This is a genomic window from Caballeronia sp. (genome assembly GCF_028292365.1).
GTDB lineage: Bacteria > Pseudomonadota > Gammaproteobacteria > Burkholderiales > Burkholderiaceae > Caballeronia.
On record NZ_JAQGMM010000041.1, the window covers coordinates 1 to 16,780 of the forward strand.

Consider the following 16,780-nt stretch of genomic DNA (forward strand, 5'->3'; position numbering starts at 1 on the left):
CGGCCACGCTAAAAAAGTGCCCCTACGCGCGCAAAAAATGCCGCGTGAATATAATGAGCGCCGCTTGTGCCTCTGACGATAAAAGCCGGATGATCCGATGCCCACGCGCGGCGTGACGTGCACATCTGAAGCGCGCCGTTTCGGTCGTGCGGTAGAAAGCACGTTCGTTCGAACGCGTAGTGGTATCTTTAATCCGTCAAAGCACCCCGAACCGAGGCCCCTGGAGTGAGCGAAACTACAACATCAACGGCGCCGCCAGCAGAAGACGACGGGCCGGGCGCGGCTCATAACCCGAACTCGCTGGATTTCCCTGTTGTTGGGATCGGCGCGTCCGCAGGGGGCGTGCAGGCGCTGTTGCGCTTCTTCGAGAACGCGCCGTCCGATATGGGCATGGCGTTTGTAGTGGTCCTGCACTTGTCGGCGAAGCACGTCAGCAGCGCGGACAAGGTGTTGCAGAACGTGACCCGCATGGGCGTGTTGCAAGTCAGCGGGCCGACAAAGATAGAAGCGAACCACGTCTATGTCATCGCACCGGGCAAGAGCCTGACGATGGCGGACGGTTTCCTGAATGCACGCGACGCTGAGCCCACGGTGGGCCGGCCGGTGACTATCGACCGGTTTTTCCGGAGCCTGGCGGACGCGCATGGTCAGCGCGCGATGTGCATCGTGATGTCCGGCACAGGCAGCGACGGTTCGGTCGGCATTGCCAATGTGAAGGAAAAGGGCGGCGTGACGCTCGCGCAGGAGCCGAACGACGCCGAATACGCGGAGATGCCGCAGAACGCGATCCTGACAGATCAGGTCGACCTGGTGCTGCCCGTGGTGGAGATGCCGCAACGGCTGCTCGACATATGGAACAACGCCAAGCGCATCGCCCTGCCCGAACTCGAACCAACCACGTTGAGTCCGGACGACCGGGCCGACAGCCGGGGGGAGGCCGAACTTGCGTTGCAGGCCATTTTGGCGACGCTGCGCACCCGCACCGGCCACGATTTCCGTTTCTACAAGCGTGCAACCATGCTGCGCCGGATCGAGCGGCGCCTGCAAGTCAACGGCGTGCCCGACCTCATTGCGTACCGTGACCTGCTGCGGGATAACGCGCGCGAAACCGCGGCCTTGCTCAAGGACATGCTGATTGGCGTGACCAGTTATTTCCGCGATCGAGAAGCGTTCGAGTCGCTCGAGCGCGGTGTATTGCCGGCCTTGTTCCAGAACAAGGCCGACGGCGATCAGGTTCGCGCGTGGGTCGCGGGATGCTCGTCGGGCGAGGAGGCGTATTCGCTCGCCATGCTCCTGTTCGAGCAGCGCGAAGCGTTACATTCCTCAGCCAATATCCAAGTGTTCGCCACCGATATCGACGAAAGCGCCGTCGCGCGCGCGCGGGCCGGACTGTATCCCGAGTCGATCATGACCGATGTCCGTCCCTCTACGCTGCGGAAATTTTTCGTCAAGACTGATTCGCGCTACGAGGTCGTGAAAAGCGTGCGCGAGAAGATCCTGTTCGCCATGCACAACGTGCTGCGCGATCCGCCATTCTCGCGCCTCGACCTGGTTTCCTGCCGCAACCTCCTGATCTATCTCGACCGCGGCGTGCAGAACCAGGTGCTGGAGATGTTCCACTACGCGTTGTACCCCAACGGGTATCTGTTCCTCGGCACGTCGGAGTCGGCCGACTCGGTCGAAGACCTGTTCAGCGTGGTCGACAAGAAGAACCGTATCTACCGGGCAAAGGCGGCGAAGCAGCCGAACCGCCCGATACTGGGCGCGCCTTCGCTGCTAATGCAAGGGCGTTACACGCACGACGAAGAGGCGGGGTCCGCGCTGATCCCGGGGCGCCGCAATTTCTCATTCAGTGCGCTACACCAGCGCGTGCTTGAGCAATACGCGCCGCCCAGCGTGATCGTCAACCGCGATTCGAAGATCGTGCATATGTCGGATAACGCGGGACGTTTCCTGCGCTATGTCGGAGGCGAACCTTCAAGCAACATGATTGCCGTGGTGCTGCCCGAACTGCGGCTCGACTTGCGTACCGCTTTGTTCCAGGCCGCGCAGACGGGCAATAGCGTGGAGGCCCGGCGCGTCAAGCTGCAGCGCAACGGTCATCCTTCGTACGTCAACATGACCGTGCGCCCGTTCCATGACGCTGCCGCGGACGCCGACTTCCTCCTCGTGCTGTTCGACGAGGTCCAGGAAGCGATGACGGAAGACCGGGTGATAGTGGAGTATCAAACGGGGCACGACACCGTGATGCAGCAGCTCGAACAAGAGCTGCACTCGAGCAAGGAACAACTGCAGACCACGATCGAGCAGTACGAGACGTCGATGGAAGAGTTGAAGGCATCCAATGAAGAATTGCAGGCGATCAACGAGGAATTGAGGTCGGCAACAGAAGAACTCGAAACCAGCAAGGAAGAGTTGCAGTCGGTGAACGAGGAGCTCATCACCGTCAACGCGGAACTGCAGGCGAAGATAGAGGAGACGGGCAAGGCCAATGACGACTTGCAGAACCTGATCACCTCGACAGACATCGCCACCATTTTCGTCGATCGCGCGATGTGCATCAAACGCTATACCCCGAGTGCGGCCACGGTGTTCAACCTGATCGGCGCCGATGTCGGGCGCTCGTTGTTCGACATCACGCACCGGCTGGTTTATCCCGAACTGGCCGACGATGTGAGTGCGACGTTCCAGTCATTGCGCCTGACCGAGCGCGAGGTCGCCACGTCCGACGGCCGCTGGTTCCTCGCGCGTGTGCTGCCCTACCGGACGGCGGACGACCGGATTGATGGCGCGGTGCTCAGTCTCGTTGAAACCACGGCGCGCCGCCGCGCGGAGGCGAACGTGCGGGCGGGCGAGGAGCGCCTGAGACTTGCGGCGCAGACGACCAACGACTTCGCGATCATCGTGCAGGATCCCGAGGGTCGCATCGTCAGCTGGAACGCCGGCGCCGAGCGTGTCTTCGGTTATACGGCAGCGGAAGCGGTCGGGCAGGATATCGACGTGATCTTTACTGCGGACGATCAGCGGGCGCGCATGGCGGCGCACGAACGCGAAGCCGCACAACGCGATGGCCGTGCCGACGATGATCGCTGGCAGGTCGCGAAGGGCGGCCGCAAGGTGTTTTGCAGCGGCGTGGTGACGCCCTTGTCCGATCCGAAGTTCACGGGTTACGCAAAGATCGTGAGGGATCTCACGGACCGCAAGACGCAGGAAGACGCGCGGCAGTCGCAACTGGCGGAGGAGCGGGCGGTGCGGGCGCAGGCGGAAGCGGCGAACCGGCTCAAGGACGATTTCCTGGCCGTGCTGTCGCACGAACTGAAGCACCCGCTCAACCTGATTCATGTGAAGGCGGAAATGTTGCCGCGCATCCCGGAGGCGCGTGGCGTACCGGCGATCCAGGTCACGGCCGACGCGATCCAGCGCGCGGTGCTCGGTCAGGCGAAGATCATTGACGACTTGCTGGACCTGTCGCGCGTGCGTACCGGCAAACTGGCGTTGAACCTGGCGATGGGCGACGTTGCGGCCATGCTGCGAACCATCGCCGATGCCATCGAGGCGGACGCTGCATCAAGAGGCATTGCGCTGTCGTTCGAAGGTCTGGATGAACCGGTATGGACCAAGGTGGACCCCGTACGTTTCGACCAGATCGTGTGGAACCTGCTGAGCAACGCGCTGAAATTTACGCCGCGCGGCGGCTCGGTTTCCGTTCGCCTCACGAGTAAAGAGGACGAGTTGCGTATCGATGTCACGGATACCGGGCTGGGGATCGAAGCGCCGTTGTTGCCGCATATCTTCGAGATGTTCTCCCAGGGCAGCGAAGCCCGTCGCAAGACCGGCGGTGGCATGGGCATTGGCCTCGCGCTGGTCAAGCAACTCGTGGAGATGCATGCGGGAAGCGTGCTTGCGCAGTCCGAGGGGCCAGGACGCGGCACGCGGATGAGCGTGTGGCTGCCGCTGGTCGACGGCCTTCCCGCCGGCAAGCATGCGCCGGAGGAGCGCAGCGGGTCGCTGGCGGGCGTGCGTATGCTGGTCGTCGTCGACGACTCTGAAACCGCTAGCGCATTCGCGGCTTTGCTGGAACTCGAGGGTGCGCTGGTCGCTACCGCCCACGCCAGCGACGACGCGCTCGCGCTGCTCGAACGCAACCATGTGGACCTGCTGGTCTGCGACATCAGCATGCCCGGTATGGACGGCTACGAGCTCATGGGCCGGGTCCGGGCGAATCCCCGCTTGGCCCAGTTGCCCGCTATCGCGTTGACGGGATACACCGTGGGTACCGACGACGAGCGAGCGCGCGCGTCGGGCTTCGACCTGACGCTGATCAAGCCGGTCTCCCTTGACGCGCTGATTGCCGCTGCCGAGCAGGTGTTCTTCTTGCGCGGCGCACGTGGCGGCGGCACGCACGAGCATCGCTGATGGTTGACGACTGGGGCGGGCTGCTTCGCCTCTGCTATTTGTGAATGTCGGCGCGCAATTGCTTCACGTCGCGGGTTGTGACGGGTGAAGCGTTATTGCCCCATGTCGTTCGGATGAACGTCAGCACTTGCGCCATTTCCGTGTTGGTCAGCTTGTCGGCGTAGGCGGGCATGTTCTCGCGGGGTGGCCCTTGTCGTGTGTCGGGGGAATTGCCGCCCTCGACCGTCAAGCGCATTAACGAGGTGGTGTCAGCGCTTAGCACGGCGGGATTGCCTGCGAGCTTCGGATATTTTTGTGGCTTGCCTTCTCCCTCCGGTCCATGGCACTTCGCGCAAAAGGACAGATAGATGCCGGCGCCGGGCCGTTCGATGTTACCCGTGCGCGCGGCGGCGGTAGTCTGCCGTGCAGCGAGGGATTGCGGCACGTACGCGCCCGATGCACGCTGCGGCGGCAAGCTCTTCAGGTAATGGGCGATCGCGTGGAGATCGTCGTCGTTCATGTATTGCGCACTGTCTTCCACCACCTGGACCATGCTGCCGAACGTGACCAGTCCGCCGCCATGTCCCGACTTGAGGAACGCCGCGATTTCCTCTTCGTGCACTCGGCCGAGGCCTGAACCGGCGTCGCCGGTCAGGTTCGGTGCGAACCAGTGATCGTTCACACCGCCCGTCAGATAGTGCTCCGATGACTCCGTATAACCATGTTCCTCGTACGCAGGACCGCGCGGTGTGTGGCATGCGCCGCAGTGCCCAAGCGACTGCACGAGATAAGCACCGCGGTTCCATTGGGCGTCATGCTCCGGATGCGGCGCATACGCTTCGTTCGGTGCGAAGGCGAGGTTCCAGAACGCGAGCGCCCAGCGCTGGTTAAAGGGAAACGGCAGGCGGGTGGGCGGTGGCGCTTTCGAGACCGGTGCTACGCCAAGCATGAAGTAGGCGTAAAGCGCTTGCATGTCGTTGTCATCGATCTTCGAAAACGACGGGTACGGCATCGCCGGATACAAATGCTTGCCGCCGCGCGCGATCCCTTCGCGCAGTGTCCGCGCGAAGTCTGCGTAGGTGTACTCGCCAATCCCATGTTGCTTGTCGGGAGTGATGTTGCTGCTGACAATCGTGCCGAACGGCGACGCCATGCCTAATCCACCCGCGAACGGCGCGCCGCCGTTGGGTGCGGTATGGCAGCCGGCGCAATCGCCGGCGCGCGCGAGGTATTCACCGCGTGTGATCAGGGTTTGATCGGCGGTCTGTGCATGCGTGTTTTCCGTCAATGCCGTCAGTGTCATAAGGCAGGCGAGCAGGGCGGCGGCACGTTTCATCGGCGTCACCACGGTTTGCAAGGCGAGACGATCAACGCGGCCATTGCGGTCACGAGCAGCCCGAGAACAAACATCGGGCTGGACAGGATGGCAACACGAAACAGGAACTTCCCGGCCCGACGGTCGGAATTAGTGTCCGCTTCCCGGCGCAGGGTCCGCCAGCCCCGCCACGCGGCTGTGAGGCCGCCCAGTGCCACCGCCAGACATAGCAGGCTCACCGCGCCAATGTAAGCGTTCAGCGCATGCAGGTCCGGATGCGCGAGCGGGTCTTGCGCGGGGTAACAAGCCTGCGCCGCGAGCGCTTCGCATGTGCAGATCTGCACGATCCACGCGAGCGGTGCACCGAGCAGCGCGTAGATCTGCTGCAGGGCATACAGAATGCGTTCGCGGCGTGCCGTCACGGCGTGTCTCCTAGAGCACGTAAGGGCTGATATAAAGCGTCGTGAAAATAAACAGCCATACGATATCCACGAAATGCCAGTACATGCCGCCGATGCTCAGGACGGTATGACGGCGATCGTCGAAATAACCGAGTGCGGTCCAGGTAAGCAACAGGATTAGCACGACGAGTCCGGCGACCACGTGCAGCATGTGGAAACCCGTGATGGTGAAATAGAGCGAGCCATAGAGGTGCGCCGACGGTCCGTACGGATGGTCGTGCCACTCCTTGAGTTGTACGCCAACGAAAAGCACCCCAAGCATGATCGCCACGCTCATCCACAGGATCGCCATGTTGCGTCGCTCTCGCTTGACCGCACGCTCGGACAACACGACAAACACGCTGCTGGCCAGTAGCACGCACGTGTTGAAAAGCGCCGGGCCCATCTTCGGCAGACCGTCGGGCGGCCACTTGCCGCCGCCTTGCGAGTACAGGTAAAGGTAGCTGAAGATCAGGTAACCAAACAGCGCGGCCTCGGTCCCGATCAGCGTCCACATGCCCCACCAGCCGCCCGCGTTGTGTCCCTGACCGCCAACCGGCAGTGCGCGCTCCATGTCGATGACATCAGCCAAGCGTCTCTCCTTGAGGTTCACCAGGTTCACGTTGCAGGAGTGGTGCTTCGGGCCACATCCACGCGGCCAGTGACACGGCGAAACCCGCCAGCATCGCAAGCGCGAGCCACCACACGTGCAGCAGCATCGCGGCAAAAATCAGTGTGGAGAACAAGCCGAGCAGGAAGGGGGCGTACGAGTCGCCGGGCATCTTGAGGATGGCGTCGGGACATCCATCCAGCGCGCGAGTGGCCAGCGCTTCGCGACCGTGATCAAGGATCAAACCTTCGTCGAGTTGCGTGCGCGCCCGGGATGGATCGTCGTGAAAGAGCCGCTCTTCCCACAGCGGGTGCCTGCTTTCCACTATCGGAATGGTCGCGAAGTTGTAGGGGGGCGGCGGTGACGAAACGGACCATTCAAGCGTCGGGGCATCCCACGGATTGTCGCCGGCCACGGGGCCGCGTTTATAGCTCCATACGAGGTCCGCGAGAAACATCAGCACGCCGGTCGCGAACACAAACGAGCCTATCGACGTGATCATATTGACCGTGTTCCAGCCCATGTCGCCGGAATACGTGTAGATGCGCCGCGGCATGCCAAGAAGCCCCGCTATATGCATCGGGAAGAAGCCGAGGTTGAAGCCGATGAACAAGACACAGAACGTCAGCTTGCCGAAGCGCTCGCTCATCAGGCGACCGGTGAATTTAGGAAACCAGAAGACCACGCCGCCGATAACCGGAAAAACGTTGATGCCGAGCAGCACGTAATGCAGGTGTGCGACGACGAAGTAGGTATCGTTGAGTTGCCAGTCGAGTGGCACGGCGGCCGTCATCACACCCGAGACTCCGCCGATCACGAACAGCAACACAAAGCCCGCGAAATAAAGAAAGGGCACCTTGAACACGGGACGGCCGGTCCAGATCGTCGCGATCCATGCGAACGTGGCGACCGCACTCGGAATCGCGATCACCATGCTTGCCGAGCCGAAGAACGCGAGCGCCAGCGCGGGAATGCCGGTAGCGAACATATGATGAATCCACACGATGAAACCGATCACCATGGTGGCGACCGTCGACAGGGCGACCGGCGTGTAGCCAACGAGAGGTCGGCGGCAAAAGACTGGCAGCGCATCCGAAACAATGCCCATGGCAGGCAGCACGACGGCGTAGACCCACGGATGGGCGAACATCCAGAAAAGGTGTTGCCAGAGCAGCGGCCGGCCGCCGTTAAGCACATCGAAGAAATGCGTGCCGAACTGGCGGTCGAGCCAGAGCAGGCAAAACGCAAGGCTTACTGCGGGCACCGCTAGCAGGTTGCCGCCGGATGCCGTGAGCGTGCCCCATACCAGCACCGGCACGCGGTCAATCGACATGCCCGGCGCGCGCATGCGGATAAGTGTAACCACGAAGTTCGCCGAGCCCACCGTGGTCGACGCCCCGAGCAAGATCATGCCGAGCGCGTAGATATCGATGTTTGGCCCAGTGTTGTATTCGAGCCCTGAGAGCGGCACGTAGTTGAACCAGCCGGCATTGGGTGCCTGTCCAAACGGAAAACTCGAATAAAGGAAGATGCCCGCGAACAGGAACAGCCAGTAGGAGAGCGCATTGAGCCGGGGGAACGCCATGTCGCGTGCACCAAGAATCAGTGGCCACAAATAGTTGGAAAATCCGGACAGCACGGGCAGCGCGTAGAGGAAGATCATCGTCACGCCGTGCATGGTGAAAAGCTGGCTGTATTGCTCGGGTGTGAGCACGGTTGCGTCGGGGCGTGCGAGTTGCACACGCATGATCAACGCTTCCACGCCACCCATCAGCAGGAACACAAAGGCGGTGACCAGGTACCGCAGGCCGATGCTCTTGTGATCGACCGTCGATAACCATCCTCGCAAGCCCGGCGGTGCTTCCCAGATCTCGGCAAGGCGCTTTTGCCTGGCGCTTCCGGCCGGCACACGGCCGCTCTCTGGAACACGGGCATCGGCAGGCAGGTTGCTCATGAAGCGTCGCTCCTCGATGACTATTTGAGTGTTGCGAGATACGCGGACAAACTCGCCGCTTCGTCGCGTTTCAACGCAATGGAGGGCATCAGCGAGTCGGGCTTGACGCGCTGGGCTTCAGTGATCCACGTGAGCTGATTCTGTGCGGTGTTGGAAAGCGTGCCGGCCGCGATCAGACGCCGCGAGTTCAGGTGCGTCAGATCGGGTGCCTGCGCGCCTTGTGCATCGGTGCCGCGGATCGCGTGACAGCCCGCGCATTTATCGGCGAACAGGGTTTTGCCTGCGGTCACTGTGGCGGCGTTCGGCGTGTCCGGCGCGCGCGATTGTTGCGCGCTCCATGCGGCGAAATCGGCGCGGCTCTCGGCGACAACTTCGAACGCCATGTGCGCATGCTGTGCACCGCAAAACTGCGAACATTGTCCGCGATACACGCCGGGGGCATCGGCCTGTAGCCATTGTTCGTTGGTCTGGCCGGGAATCGCCTGGGTCTTGCCGGCAAGCCTGGGCACCCAGAACGTGTGGATCACATCGGCGCTTTTGAGCTTGAACCGCACAGGCTCCCCGGTAGGGATGTGGATCTCGTTGGCGGTGACGAAACGCGCGGAAGCATCGGGTGCGTCGTCATAGACCACTTTCCACCACCAATCGTAGGCCGTCACCGTGATCGTCAGCGCGGGTGTTTCCGCGGGCGATGCAACCTGGTCGAGCGTGAACAGTGCATAGACCAGCATGGCAACCAGCACGGGCACGGAGAGACCTAGGCCGATCACGATCCAGCGCAATCCGCTCGTGCCGTGAGCGAGTTGCTGCAGCGGTGCGCTGGGACGGCGCCGCAGAATCGCGGCGCCCAGCAAACCGCCGACAATCACGCAGACCGCTACGCAGATCGCCGTGAAAACCCAGTCGAGCCGAAGGGTCGGTCCGGCGGCCGGCCCGGCCGCGTGGAGGAAGTAGTTGAGCGGTGCGCCGTCGCTGACACGCACCTGCGATGCAACCCCGGCGAGCGGCATCTCAGCTCAGCTTGAGCGTGATTGAGGATGTCAAGCGCGAAAGGTTGCAACCGTGGCGGCAGGGATCTGACATCGAGTGCTCCAGGCGGGGTCGAATGTGAATCGACGAACCCGGCAGCAATCGACGTACCCTGACAAGCCGCTTTCAGGCGGTCGTCTGGCTGAGCAACGCGCGGCAATGACGCGCAATCTGCCGCTCTTCCTGCGTCTCGATCACGTCGAACTGAACATCGAGAAATTCAAGTCCCTCGCAAATGCGTTCACGCACGGTCGCGGCGTGCTCGCCAATCCCGCCGGTGAACACCACACGGTCGAGACCGCCCATCAACGCGGCATACGCGCCGATGGTCTTGCGCACAGCAGTACAGAAGATATCGATGGCAAGTTCCGCGTCTGCGTCGTTGCGTTGCAGAAGCGCCTGCATGTCGTCGTTCGAATCGGAGAGACCCTTGAGGCCGCTTTCGTAATTGATCAGGTGCTCGAGCGCATCGGCGTCTAGCGAACCGGTCCGCATCAGATAAACCACCACGCCAGGGTCGATGTCGCCAGTGCGTGTCGCCATGGGAATGCCGCCCGTCGGCGTGAGACCCATGCTTGTATCGATTGAACGGCCATCGCGGATCGCGCACAGGCTTGCGCCGCTGCCGAGATGCGCGACCACGAGGCGTGCCGGAAGATCGTTACCTAGCGTTGCGACGATCGACTCATACGAGAGACCGTGAAAACCGTATCGGACCACCCCTTCGTCAGCGTAGTGTTTCGGCAGCGCGAGGTGAGTCGCGCGTGCGGGCATGGTCCGGTGGAACGCGGTATCGAGGCAGGCGTAGTGCGGCACGTCGTTGAAAATCTGCTGTGCCAGATCGAGTAACTCCAGCGCCTGCGGCAGATGCAGCGGCGCGAATTGCACCGCATCGCGCAGGGTCTGCTTCACCTCGGGCGTGATCAGCGCATGGTCGGTCAGGTGCGGACCGCCATGCACGACCCGATGCCCTACCGCGGCCAACGGCCGGTCGAGATGCGCATGCAGCGCGTCGGCCACGCGCTGCAACGCGTCGTGCTGCGACTCCATCACATGGTTTTGCGTGACATCGATCGCACCATCCGACGAACGCATGGTCAGCGAGCCGTCATCGCGGCCGATGCCCTTCGCACTGCCGGTCAGCCACGGCGTTTCGTCGCCGCTGTCCGACGATTTGCCGGGCATATACACGCCGAATTTAAGCGACGACGAACCGCTGTTCAGCACCAGGATACCCAGGGTCATGGTCTTCAGCCTTTCCAGACCCAGTTACTGATCTCATCGCGGTCAATGCCTTCCGCGTGGGCGTAGGTAATGCTCGCGTTGATCTGGTCCTTGAGCCAGTTCTTCGTATGAGCGCCGGTATCGCGAAGCCGCGGCACACGATCGATCACATCGATACACAGCGAAAAGCGGTCGACCTGGTTGATGATGGCCAACTCGAACGGCGTATTGATGTTGCCGCGCTCACGATAACCATGCACATGCATGTTCTCGTGATTCGTGCGGTTATACGTGAGCTTGTGAACGAGCGACGGATACGAGTGGAAGTTGAAGATGACCGGCTTCTCGCGCGAGAAAATGGAATCGAAATCACGACCGGACAAACCGTGCGGATGATCGGTATCGGGCATCAGCCGGAACAGGTCCACTACGTTGACGAAGCGGATCTTGAGGTCGGGGAAATGTTCCTTCAGGATCTCGACGGCGGCGAGCGATTCCATGGTGGCAATATCGCCGGCACAGGCCATCACCACGTCCGGTTCGCTGTTCTGGTCCGTCGACGCCCAGTCCCAGATGCCAATCCCCTTGGTGCAATGCGCAAGCGCAGCGTCCATGTCGAGGTACTGCAAGTGCGGTTGTTTGTCCGCGACAATCACGTTGATGTAGTCGCGCGAACGCAGGCAATGGTCCATCACGCTCAACAGGCAGTTCGCGTCGGGCGGCAGGTAGATGCGCACGACTTCGGGACTCTTGTTCGTGACGACATCGAGGAAACCCGGGTCCTGGTGGGTGAAACCGTTGTGATCCTGACGCCATACCAGCGAGGTAATCAACAGGTTCACCGAAGGCACCGGTGCGCGCCAGTCGAGTTCGCTCTTCGCTTTTTCAAGCCACTTGGCGTGCTGGTTGAACATGGAATCGATCACATGCACGAAGGCTTCGTAGGTCGCGAGCAACCCGTGCCGGCCTGTGAGCACGTACCCTTCGAACCAGCCTTCCAGCGTGTGTTCGCTAAGCATTTCCATCACGCGGCCGTCAACCGCTAACGCGCCGCCGTCGCTGTCTTCCGGCTTGATCTCGGCGATCCAGCGTTTGCCCGACGCTTCGTACACGCCATCGAGTTTATTGCTGGCGGTTTCATCGGGGCCGAACAGCTTGAAGGTGCTCATGTTGCGCTTGATCACATCGCGCAGCCAGGTCGCAAGCACTGCGGTGGGCGACTGGTACGTGCCGGCCGGGTCTTTGACTTTGAACGCATAGTCGCGGATGTCCGGCAGGTCGAGCGAGCGCCTGAGCCGGCCGCCGTTCGCGTGCGGATTTGCGCTGATGCGACGGTCGCCCTTCGGCGCCATCTCGCGAAGTTCTTCAATCAGCGTGCCATTTTCGTCGAAGAGTTCCTCGGGTTTGTAGCTGCGCATCCACGCTTCCACGATCTTCAGGCTCTTCGCGTTGGTCACCGGATCGAGCACTGGCACCTGGTGTGCGCGCCAGAAATCCTCGACCTTGTGGCCGTCGACTTCCTTCGGACCAGTCCAGCCTTTAGGCGAGCGCAAGACGATCATGGGCCAGCGCGGCCGCGTGGTGTCGCCAGTCGAACGTGCATGAGCCTGGATCGCGCGAATCTCGCCGATACACGTTTCCAGTGTCTCGGCCATCAGTTGATGCATGACAGCGGGCTCATTGCCCGAGACAAAGTGCGGCTTGTAACCGTAACCGATCATCAGCGCTTCGAGTTCTTCTTGCGGAATGCGCGCGAGGATGGTCGGGTTCGCGATCTTGTAGCCGTTCAAGTGCAGGATGGGCAGCACCGCGCCATCGACCACCGGGTTCAGGAACTTGTTCGAATGCCACGACGTGGCGAGCGGGCCGGTCTCGGCTTCGCCGTCACCCACCACCACCGCGACGATCAGGTCGGGGTTATCGAATGCCGCGCCAAAGCCGTGCGAGAGGCTGTAGCCCAGCTCGCCGCCTTCGTGAATGGACCCAGGCGTTTCAGGGGTGCAATGCGAACCGATGCCCCCAGGCGACGAGAAAGCACGGAACAGGCGCAGCATGCCGGTTTCGTCAGCACTACGATCCGGGTAGACCTCGGAGTAATAACCCTCCAGGTAAGAGTTCGACAAGGTGGCGGGTGCGCCATGACCCGGTCCCGAGACATACATGACGTTCAGGTCGTCCCTCATGATCAGGCGATTCAGGTGCACCCACGTGAACGACTGACCGGGGTCCGAACCCCAATGTCCGAGCAAGCGCTGCTTGATGTGCTCCGCCTTGAGCGGCTCGCGCAGGAGCGGATTGGCGCGTAAATAGATCATTCCTACCGACAGATAATTGCAGGCGCGCCAGTAGGCGTCGATCTTGCGCAATTCGTCGGGAGAAAGGGGGAGGGAGCGGGGAGTTGCCTGCGTGTCCATATCGTGTCCGTTGTATCCGTTGGTTGGAGGGCGGTGTCACTCGATCCGGCGGGTCACTCTTGCGGGTCGCTCTGTGCTAAGGGATTCAGGCGCTAAGGCATTCTGTATTGTGCCGCGTGCGACAGGTTCACGGTCAGTCACGACCATGACATGGATCAAAGGCAATGCTATGACTGGCGGCTTTTACGCGGAGAGCTTGCATGCAGGAGCGGATTGAAGCCGACAGACGGTGCTGTCTTGCGCGCGGCTTTAGCGGCACTTTTCCGGCCGCTACCGCCTGATAACTGGTTGATCAGATCGCTGTCGGGTTCGTCATCGGGCGGCTCATCTGGCAGTTCATCGGACTCCTCGGGTTCATCACGCTCTTCAGCACTGATACCACCAATATGCCCGATCACCGCAAAAAATTCTTTCGATGCATTGCGTAAGGTTCGTCCCGGCATCATGGTCATGGCGACCACTTCGTGCAGCGATTTATTGTCGACGGTACGAAGCCGGGGCGGCGTGTTCCAGTCGACCGTGCTGTTTGCAAAACCGGCTATGACACGTTGCAGCACTGCCGGGGACAGCACGCCGGCGTCGTAAAGACCGATCAGCGTGGCTTCGGCGGCGGCGAACAATCCGTTCGCCGGGGCGGTGCGTTTTGCCATCAGCGTTTTGCCATCAATTTTGCGCGGACGATGAAGACGGCGTGACACGCCAGACTGCGTTGCCCACGTCGTCGGCAACCAGCAGCGCGCCGTCACGGTCGAGCGTCACACCGACCGGACGTCCTCGTGCATCGCCTTCCGGCGAGAGGAACCCCGTGAGGATGTCTTCAGGCGGTCCCGACGGTTTGCCCCCGGAAAATGGCACAAAAATCACCTTGTAGCCACTGCGCGGCTTGCGATTCCACGAGCCATGCTGACTGATGAACGCACCATTGCGATACTTCGCCGGGAACAAGGTGGCGTTGTAGAACGTGAAGCCCAGCGGAGCACCATGCGACCCTAACGCGTAGTCCGGCGGTATCGCCTTGGCGACCATCCCGGGATTCTGGGGCTTCACGCGAGTATCAATGTGCTGGCCGTAATAACTGTAGGGAAAGCCGTAAAAAGCGCCGTCTTTTACTGCCGTCATGTAGTCGGGAACAAGGTTGTTTCCTAACTCGTCGCGCTCATTGACCACGGTCCAAAGCGCGCCGCTCTCGGGGTTCCAGGACATGCCGTTAGGATTGCGCAAGCCCGATGCAAAGATGCGCGATTTGCCCGTTGCCCGATCAATTTCCATGATCGACGCGCGACCTTCTTCCGCCTCGATGCCGTTCTCGCCCGCGTTGCTGTTAGACCCAACCGTGGCGTAAAGCAGTGCGCCGTCGCGGCTTGCGATCAGGTTCTTGGTCCAATGATGATCGATAGGTCCTGCCGGCAGGTCGGTGAGTTTTTCACCCGGTCCTGCAATAGACGTGTCGCCCGCGTGGTATTTGAAATGCAGTATGGCGTCCGTGTTCGCCACGTACAGGTCGTCGCCGACCAGCACCATGCCGAACGGGGAATGTAACTTGTCGATAAACACGGAGCGCTGGTCTGCTACGCCATCATGGTGGCTGTCGCGAAGCAGGATGATGCGATCCGGGCTTGCGGTGGCTGCGCCTGCGCGCTTTTGAAACTGTTTCGCGATCCAGCCTTTGATGCCGCCCTCCGAATCATGAACGGCGGGCGCATTGCTTTCTGCCACAAGTACGTCCCCGTTGGGCAGTGTGGTGAGCCAGCGTGGATGATCGAGTCCCTTGGCAAACGCTGCTACGCTGAAGCCCGCTGCGGCTGTCGGCATTGTGCCCTCGGGCCAGGGTTTCGCGGGCGCCACGTTAAGCGTGGGAATCAGCGTTGTATGCGGAGGAGGCAGCGTGGGATTCGGTCCATAACCCATCGCGGGGTTGTCTGCTGCGTTGGCGCAACCGTCCAGCAATACGAGACCGCACAGGCTCACCGTGCACACGGTGGCCGTCACAATGGCCTTGAGCACTCCCCGGCGTGGGAAGGAAAACGCGCTGCTACGAAGGTAATCACGCACCGCCAATACCCTCGATTACCTTACCGGTGCCGTTGCACTGTTCGCACTTCTGCCCTTCCTTCTTTCCCGAACCGTTGCATCCAGGACAGAGGTTCTCGCCGGTTCCAGGCGTGCCGGGCGCAGCCTCGTCGCCGGGATTCAGATCGGTGTTGTCGGGCATGACGCCTCCTTGGGTGGCCGGCAAATACGGCGATACTCGCCGCCTGAGCGAGCCAGATGCTTCCGCCGCTTGGCGGTCAATAGCGAGGTTCAGTAGCAAGGCGCATTCCACCACTGCCTTCATGTATCAATCACGCAGCAATCACGCAGCAATCACGGCTTGCGGCCGAACGCTTCGCGCAGGCGCTTCTTTGCATTATCCAGGGTCGTCCGCCGAGACTTCGGCAGGTTTCGTCCGGCGCGATTGATGTAGAAGTTCAGCATCGACATGGCGGACTGGAACGGGGTGCCTTTGCGCCGGCTACTGCGAGTCGACGATTTCTTCAGCGAATCGGCGATCTCCTGCGCGCTGCCTTCCTTGAAAATCTCATGCTGGATATCCATTGCATCGCTTGTTTCCATCACGTGATGCGACCAGCGCCTGGGGTTTGAACGGTTCGAACGCTGCGTCGATTTTGGCTTTGCGCGCGCATGTTTCTGACGTGTGGTCTTGCGCTTGCCGTTGCTGCTTGTGCCGCTCTTCGATGCCGTCGCCATATCGTCGCTCCCGGGTTGTTTAGCGTGCTTTGGAATCAATCTTTAATCAATCGATGGGCGTGTTTGAAGGCCTCCACAATCGCGCGATACGCACTCTCGCGCGTCCCGGCATCGGGGGCGCGTAGCGCATACGACGGATGAAAGGTCGCAATAACCAGACGCCCATCGTGTTCGATCGCATCGCCCATGGAAGCCTGCAATTTCACGCTTGGTTTTTGCAACACGGACTTCAACGCGGTCGCACCTAACGCAACAACAACCTTCGGATCGTGTTCCGCCAACTCCCGTTCGATCCAGTAGTGACACGCGTCCACTTCGCGTTGCGCCGGGGTCTTGTGCAACCGTCGCTTGCCCCGCGGTTCCCACTTGAAATGCTTGACCGCGTTGGTCACATACACCCGGCTGCGGTCCACGCCGGCTTCATCGAGCGCTTTATCCAGCAATGCGCCGGCGGGACCGACAAACGGCTTGCCTTGCAGGTCTTCCTGATCGCCAGGTTGTTCGCCAACGAGCATCAGTGGCGCATGCCGTGGACCCGCACCTGGGACCGCTTGCGTGGCCGCTTCCCACAGCAGGCAGCGGCGGCATTGATCGAGGTTTTCCGGTTGCTGGTCCGGACGAATGCCGATGGGCCGGGTCGCCATGACTGCA

General features: G+C 61.5%; 13 protein-coding genes. 1 reads left to right on the top strand and 12 read right to left on the bottom strand.

The window, feature by feature from the left end; translation table 11 throughout:
* Positions 1 to 300: 300 nt before the first annotated feature.
* Positions 301 to 4,416 (top strand): CheR family methyltransferase, encoded by a 4,116-nt coding sequence (locus JWR14_RS02335; protein WP_299700700.1) that lies wholly within the window; start codon positions 301 to 303, stop codon positions 4,414 to 4,416.
* Between the two features lie 34 nt (positions 4,417 to 4,450).
* On the opposite strand, the gene JWR14_RS02340 is transcribed toward JWR14_RS02335, so the two are convergent.
* The 12 genes from JWR14_RS02340 to JWR14_RS02395 form a co-directional block, all read right to left on the bottom strand.
* Positions 4,451 to 5,698 carry a cytochrome c gene (locus tag JWR14_RS02340; RefSeq protein ID WP_299700703.1) on the bottom strand — a complete coding sequence of 416 codons (1,248 nt, stop codon included), beginning with the start codon at positions 5,696 to 5,698 and terminating at the stop codon, positions 4,451 to 4,453.
* 38 nt (positions 5,699 to 5,736) lie between these two features.
* The gene (locus JWR14_RS02345) at positions 5,737 to 6,132 is read right to left on the bottom strand and encodes a hypothetical protein (RefSeq protein WP_299700641.1); all 396 of its coding nucleotides are present in this window, start codon (positions 6,130 to 6,132) and stop codon (positions 5,737 to 5,739) included.
* A 10-nt stretch (positions 6,133 to 6,142) separates the two neighbouring features.
* Entirely contained in the window at positions 6,143 to 6,724 is a 582-nt protein-coding gene (locus JWR14_RS02350; protein ID WP_299700706.1) for a cytochrome c oxidase subunit 3, read from the bottom strand.
* A gap of 10 nt (positions 6,725 to 6,734) precedes the next feature.
* Positions 6,735 to 8,714 carry a cytochrome c oxidase subunit I gene (ctaD, locus tag JWR14_RS02355; protein WP_299700644.1) on the bottom strand — a complete coding sequence of 660 codons (1,980 nt, stop codon included), beginning with the start codon at positions 8,712 to 8,714 and terminating at the stop codon, positions 6,735 to 6,737.
* Positions 8,715 to 8,734: 20 nt separating this feature from the next.
* Complete coding sequence (gene coxB, locus JWR14_RS02360) at positions 8,735 to 9,724, bottom strand: cytochrome c oxidase subunit II (protein WP_299700647.1); 990 nt, start codon at positions 9,722 to 9,724, stop codon at positions 8,735 to 8,737.
* A gap of 145 nt (positions 9,725 to 9,869) precedes the next feature.
* Entirely contained in the window at positions 9,870 to 10,988 is a 1,119-nt protein-coding gene (locus JWR14_RS02365; RefSeq protein ID WP_299700650.1) for an acetate/propionate family kinase, read from the bottom strand.
* A gap of 5 nt (positions 10,989 to 10,993) precedes the next feature.
* Entirely contained in the window at positions 10,994 to 13,381 is a 2,388-nt protein-coding gene (locus JWR14_RS02370; protein ID WP_299700654.1) for a phosphoketolase, read from the bottom strand.
* A gap of 167 nt (positions 13,382 to 13,548) precedes the next feature.
* On the bottom strand, positions 13,549 to 14,031 hold the full coding sequence (locus tag JWR14_RS02375) for a hypothetical protein (protein WP_299700657.1): 483 nt from the start codon (positions 14,029 to 14,031) through the stop codon (positions 13,549 to 13,551).
* Between the two features lie 13 nt (positions 14,032 to 14,044).
* Positions 14,045 to 15,343 (bottom strand): sorbosone dehydrogenase family protein, encoded by a 1,299-nt coding sequence (locus JWR14_RS02380; protein WP_299700709.1) that lies wholly within the window; start codon positions 15,341 to 15,343, stop codon positions 14,045 to 14,047.
* Between the two features lie 82 nt (positions 15,344 to 15,425).
* A complete protein-coding gene (locus tag JWR14_RS02385; RefSeq protein ID WP_299700659.1) occupies positions 15,426 to 15,593 on the bottom strand; it encodes a hypothetical protein in 168 nt (55 codons plus the stop codon).
* A 152-nt stretch (positions 15,594 to 15,745) separates the two neighbouring features.
* Positions 15,746 to 16,129 (bottom strand): DUF3175 domain-containing protein, encoded by a 384-nt coding sequence (locus tag JWR14_RS02390; RefSeq protein ID WP_299700662.1) that lies wholly within the window; start codon positions 16,127 to 16,129, stop codon positions 15,746 to 15,748.
* A 35-nt stretch (positions 16,130 to 16,164) separates the two neighbouring features.
* Complete coding sequence (locus tag JWR14_RS02395; protein ID WP_299700666.1) at positions 16,165 to 16,773, bottom strand: UdgX family uracil-DNA binding protein; 609 nt, start codon at positions 16,771 to 16,773, stop codon at positions 16,165 to 16,167.
* Positions 16,774 to 16,780: the final 7 nt, after the last annotated feature.

What these genes read in the sequence shown, in the direction of transcription:
- JWR14_RS02340 (WP_299700703.1), bottom strand. Translation starts at nt 5,698, where the DNA reads ATGACACTGACGGCATTGACGGAAAACACGCATGCACAGACCGCCGAT.
- JWR14_RS02395 (WP_299700666.1), bottom strand. Translation starts at nt 16,773, where the DNA reads ATGGCGACCCGGCCCATCGGCATTCGTCCGGACCAGCAACCGGAAAAC.
- ctaD (WP_299700644.1), bottom strand. Translation starts at nt 8,714, where the DNA reads ATGAGCAACCTGCCTGCCGATGCCCGTGTTCCAGAGAGCGGCCGTGTG.
- JWR14_RS02375 (WP_299700657.1), bottom strand. Translation starts at nt 14,031, where the DNA reads ATGGCAAAACGCACCGCCCCGGCGAACGGATTGTTCGCCGCCGCCGAA.
- coxB (WP_299700647.1), bottom strand. Translation starts at nt 9,724, where the DNA reads ATGCCGCTCGCCGGGGTTGCATCGCAGGTGCGTGTCAGCGACGGCGCA.
- JWR14_RS02370 (WP_299700654.1), bottom strand. Translation starts at nt 13,381, where the DNA reads ATGGACACGCAGGCAACTCCCCGCTCCCTCCCCCTTTCTCCCGACGAA.
- JWR14_RS02350 (WP_299700706.1), bottom strand. Translation starts at nt 6,724, where the DNA reads ATGGAGCGCGCACTGCCGGTTGGCGGTCAGGGACACAACGCGGGCGGC.
- JWR14_RS02390 (WP_299700662.1), bottom strand. Translation starts at nt 16,129, where the DNA reads ATGGCGACGGCATCGAAGAGCGGCACAAGCAGCAACGGCAAGCGCAAG.
- JWR14_RS02385 (WP_299700659.1), bottom strand. Translation starts at nt 15,593, where the DNA reads ATGCCCGACAACACCGATCTGAATCCCGGCGACGAGGCTGCGCCCGGC.
- JWR14_RS02365 (WP_299700650.1), bottom strand. Translation starts at nt 10,988, where the DNA reads ATGACCCTGGGTATCCTGGTGCTGAACAGCGGTTCGTCGTCGCTTAAA.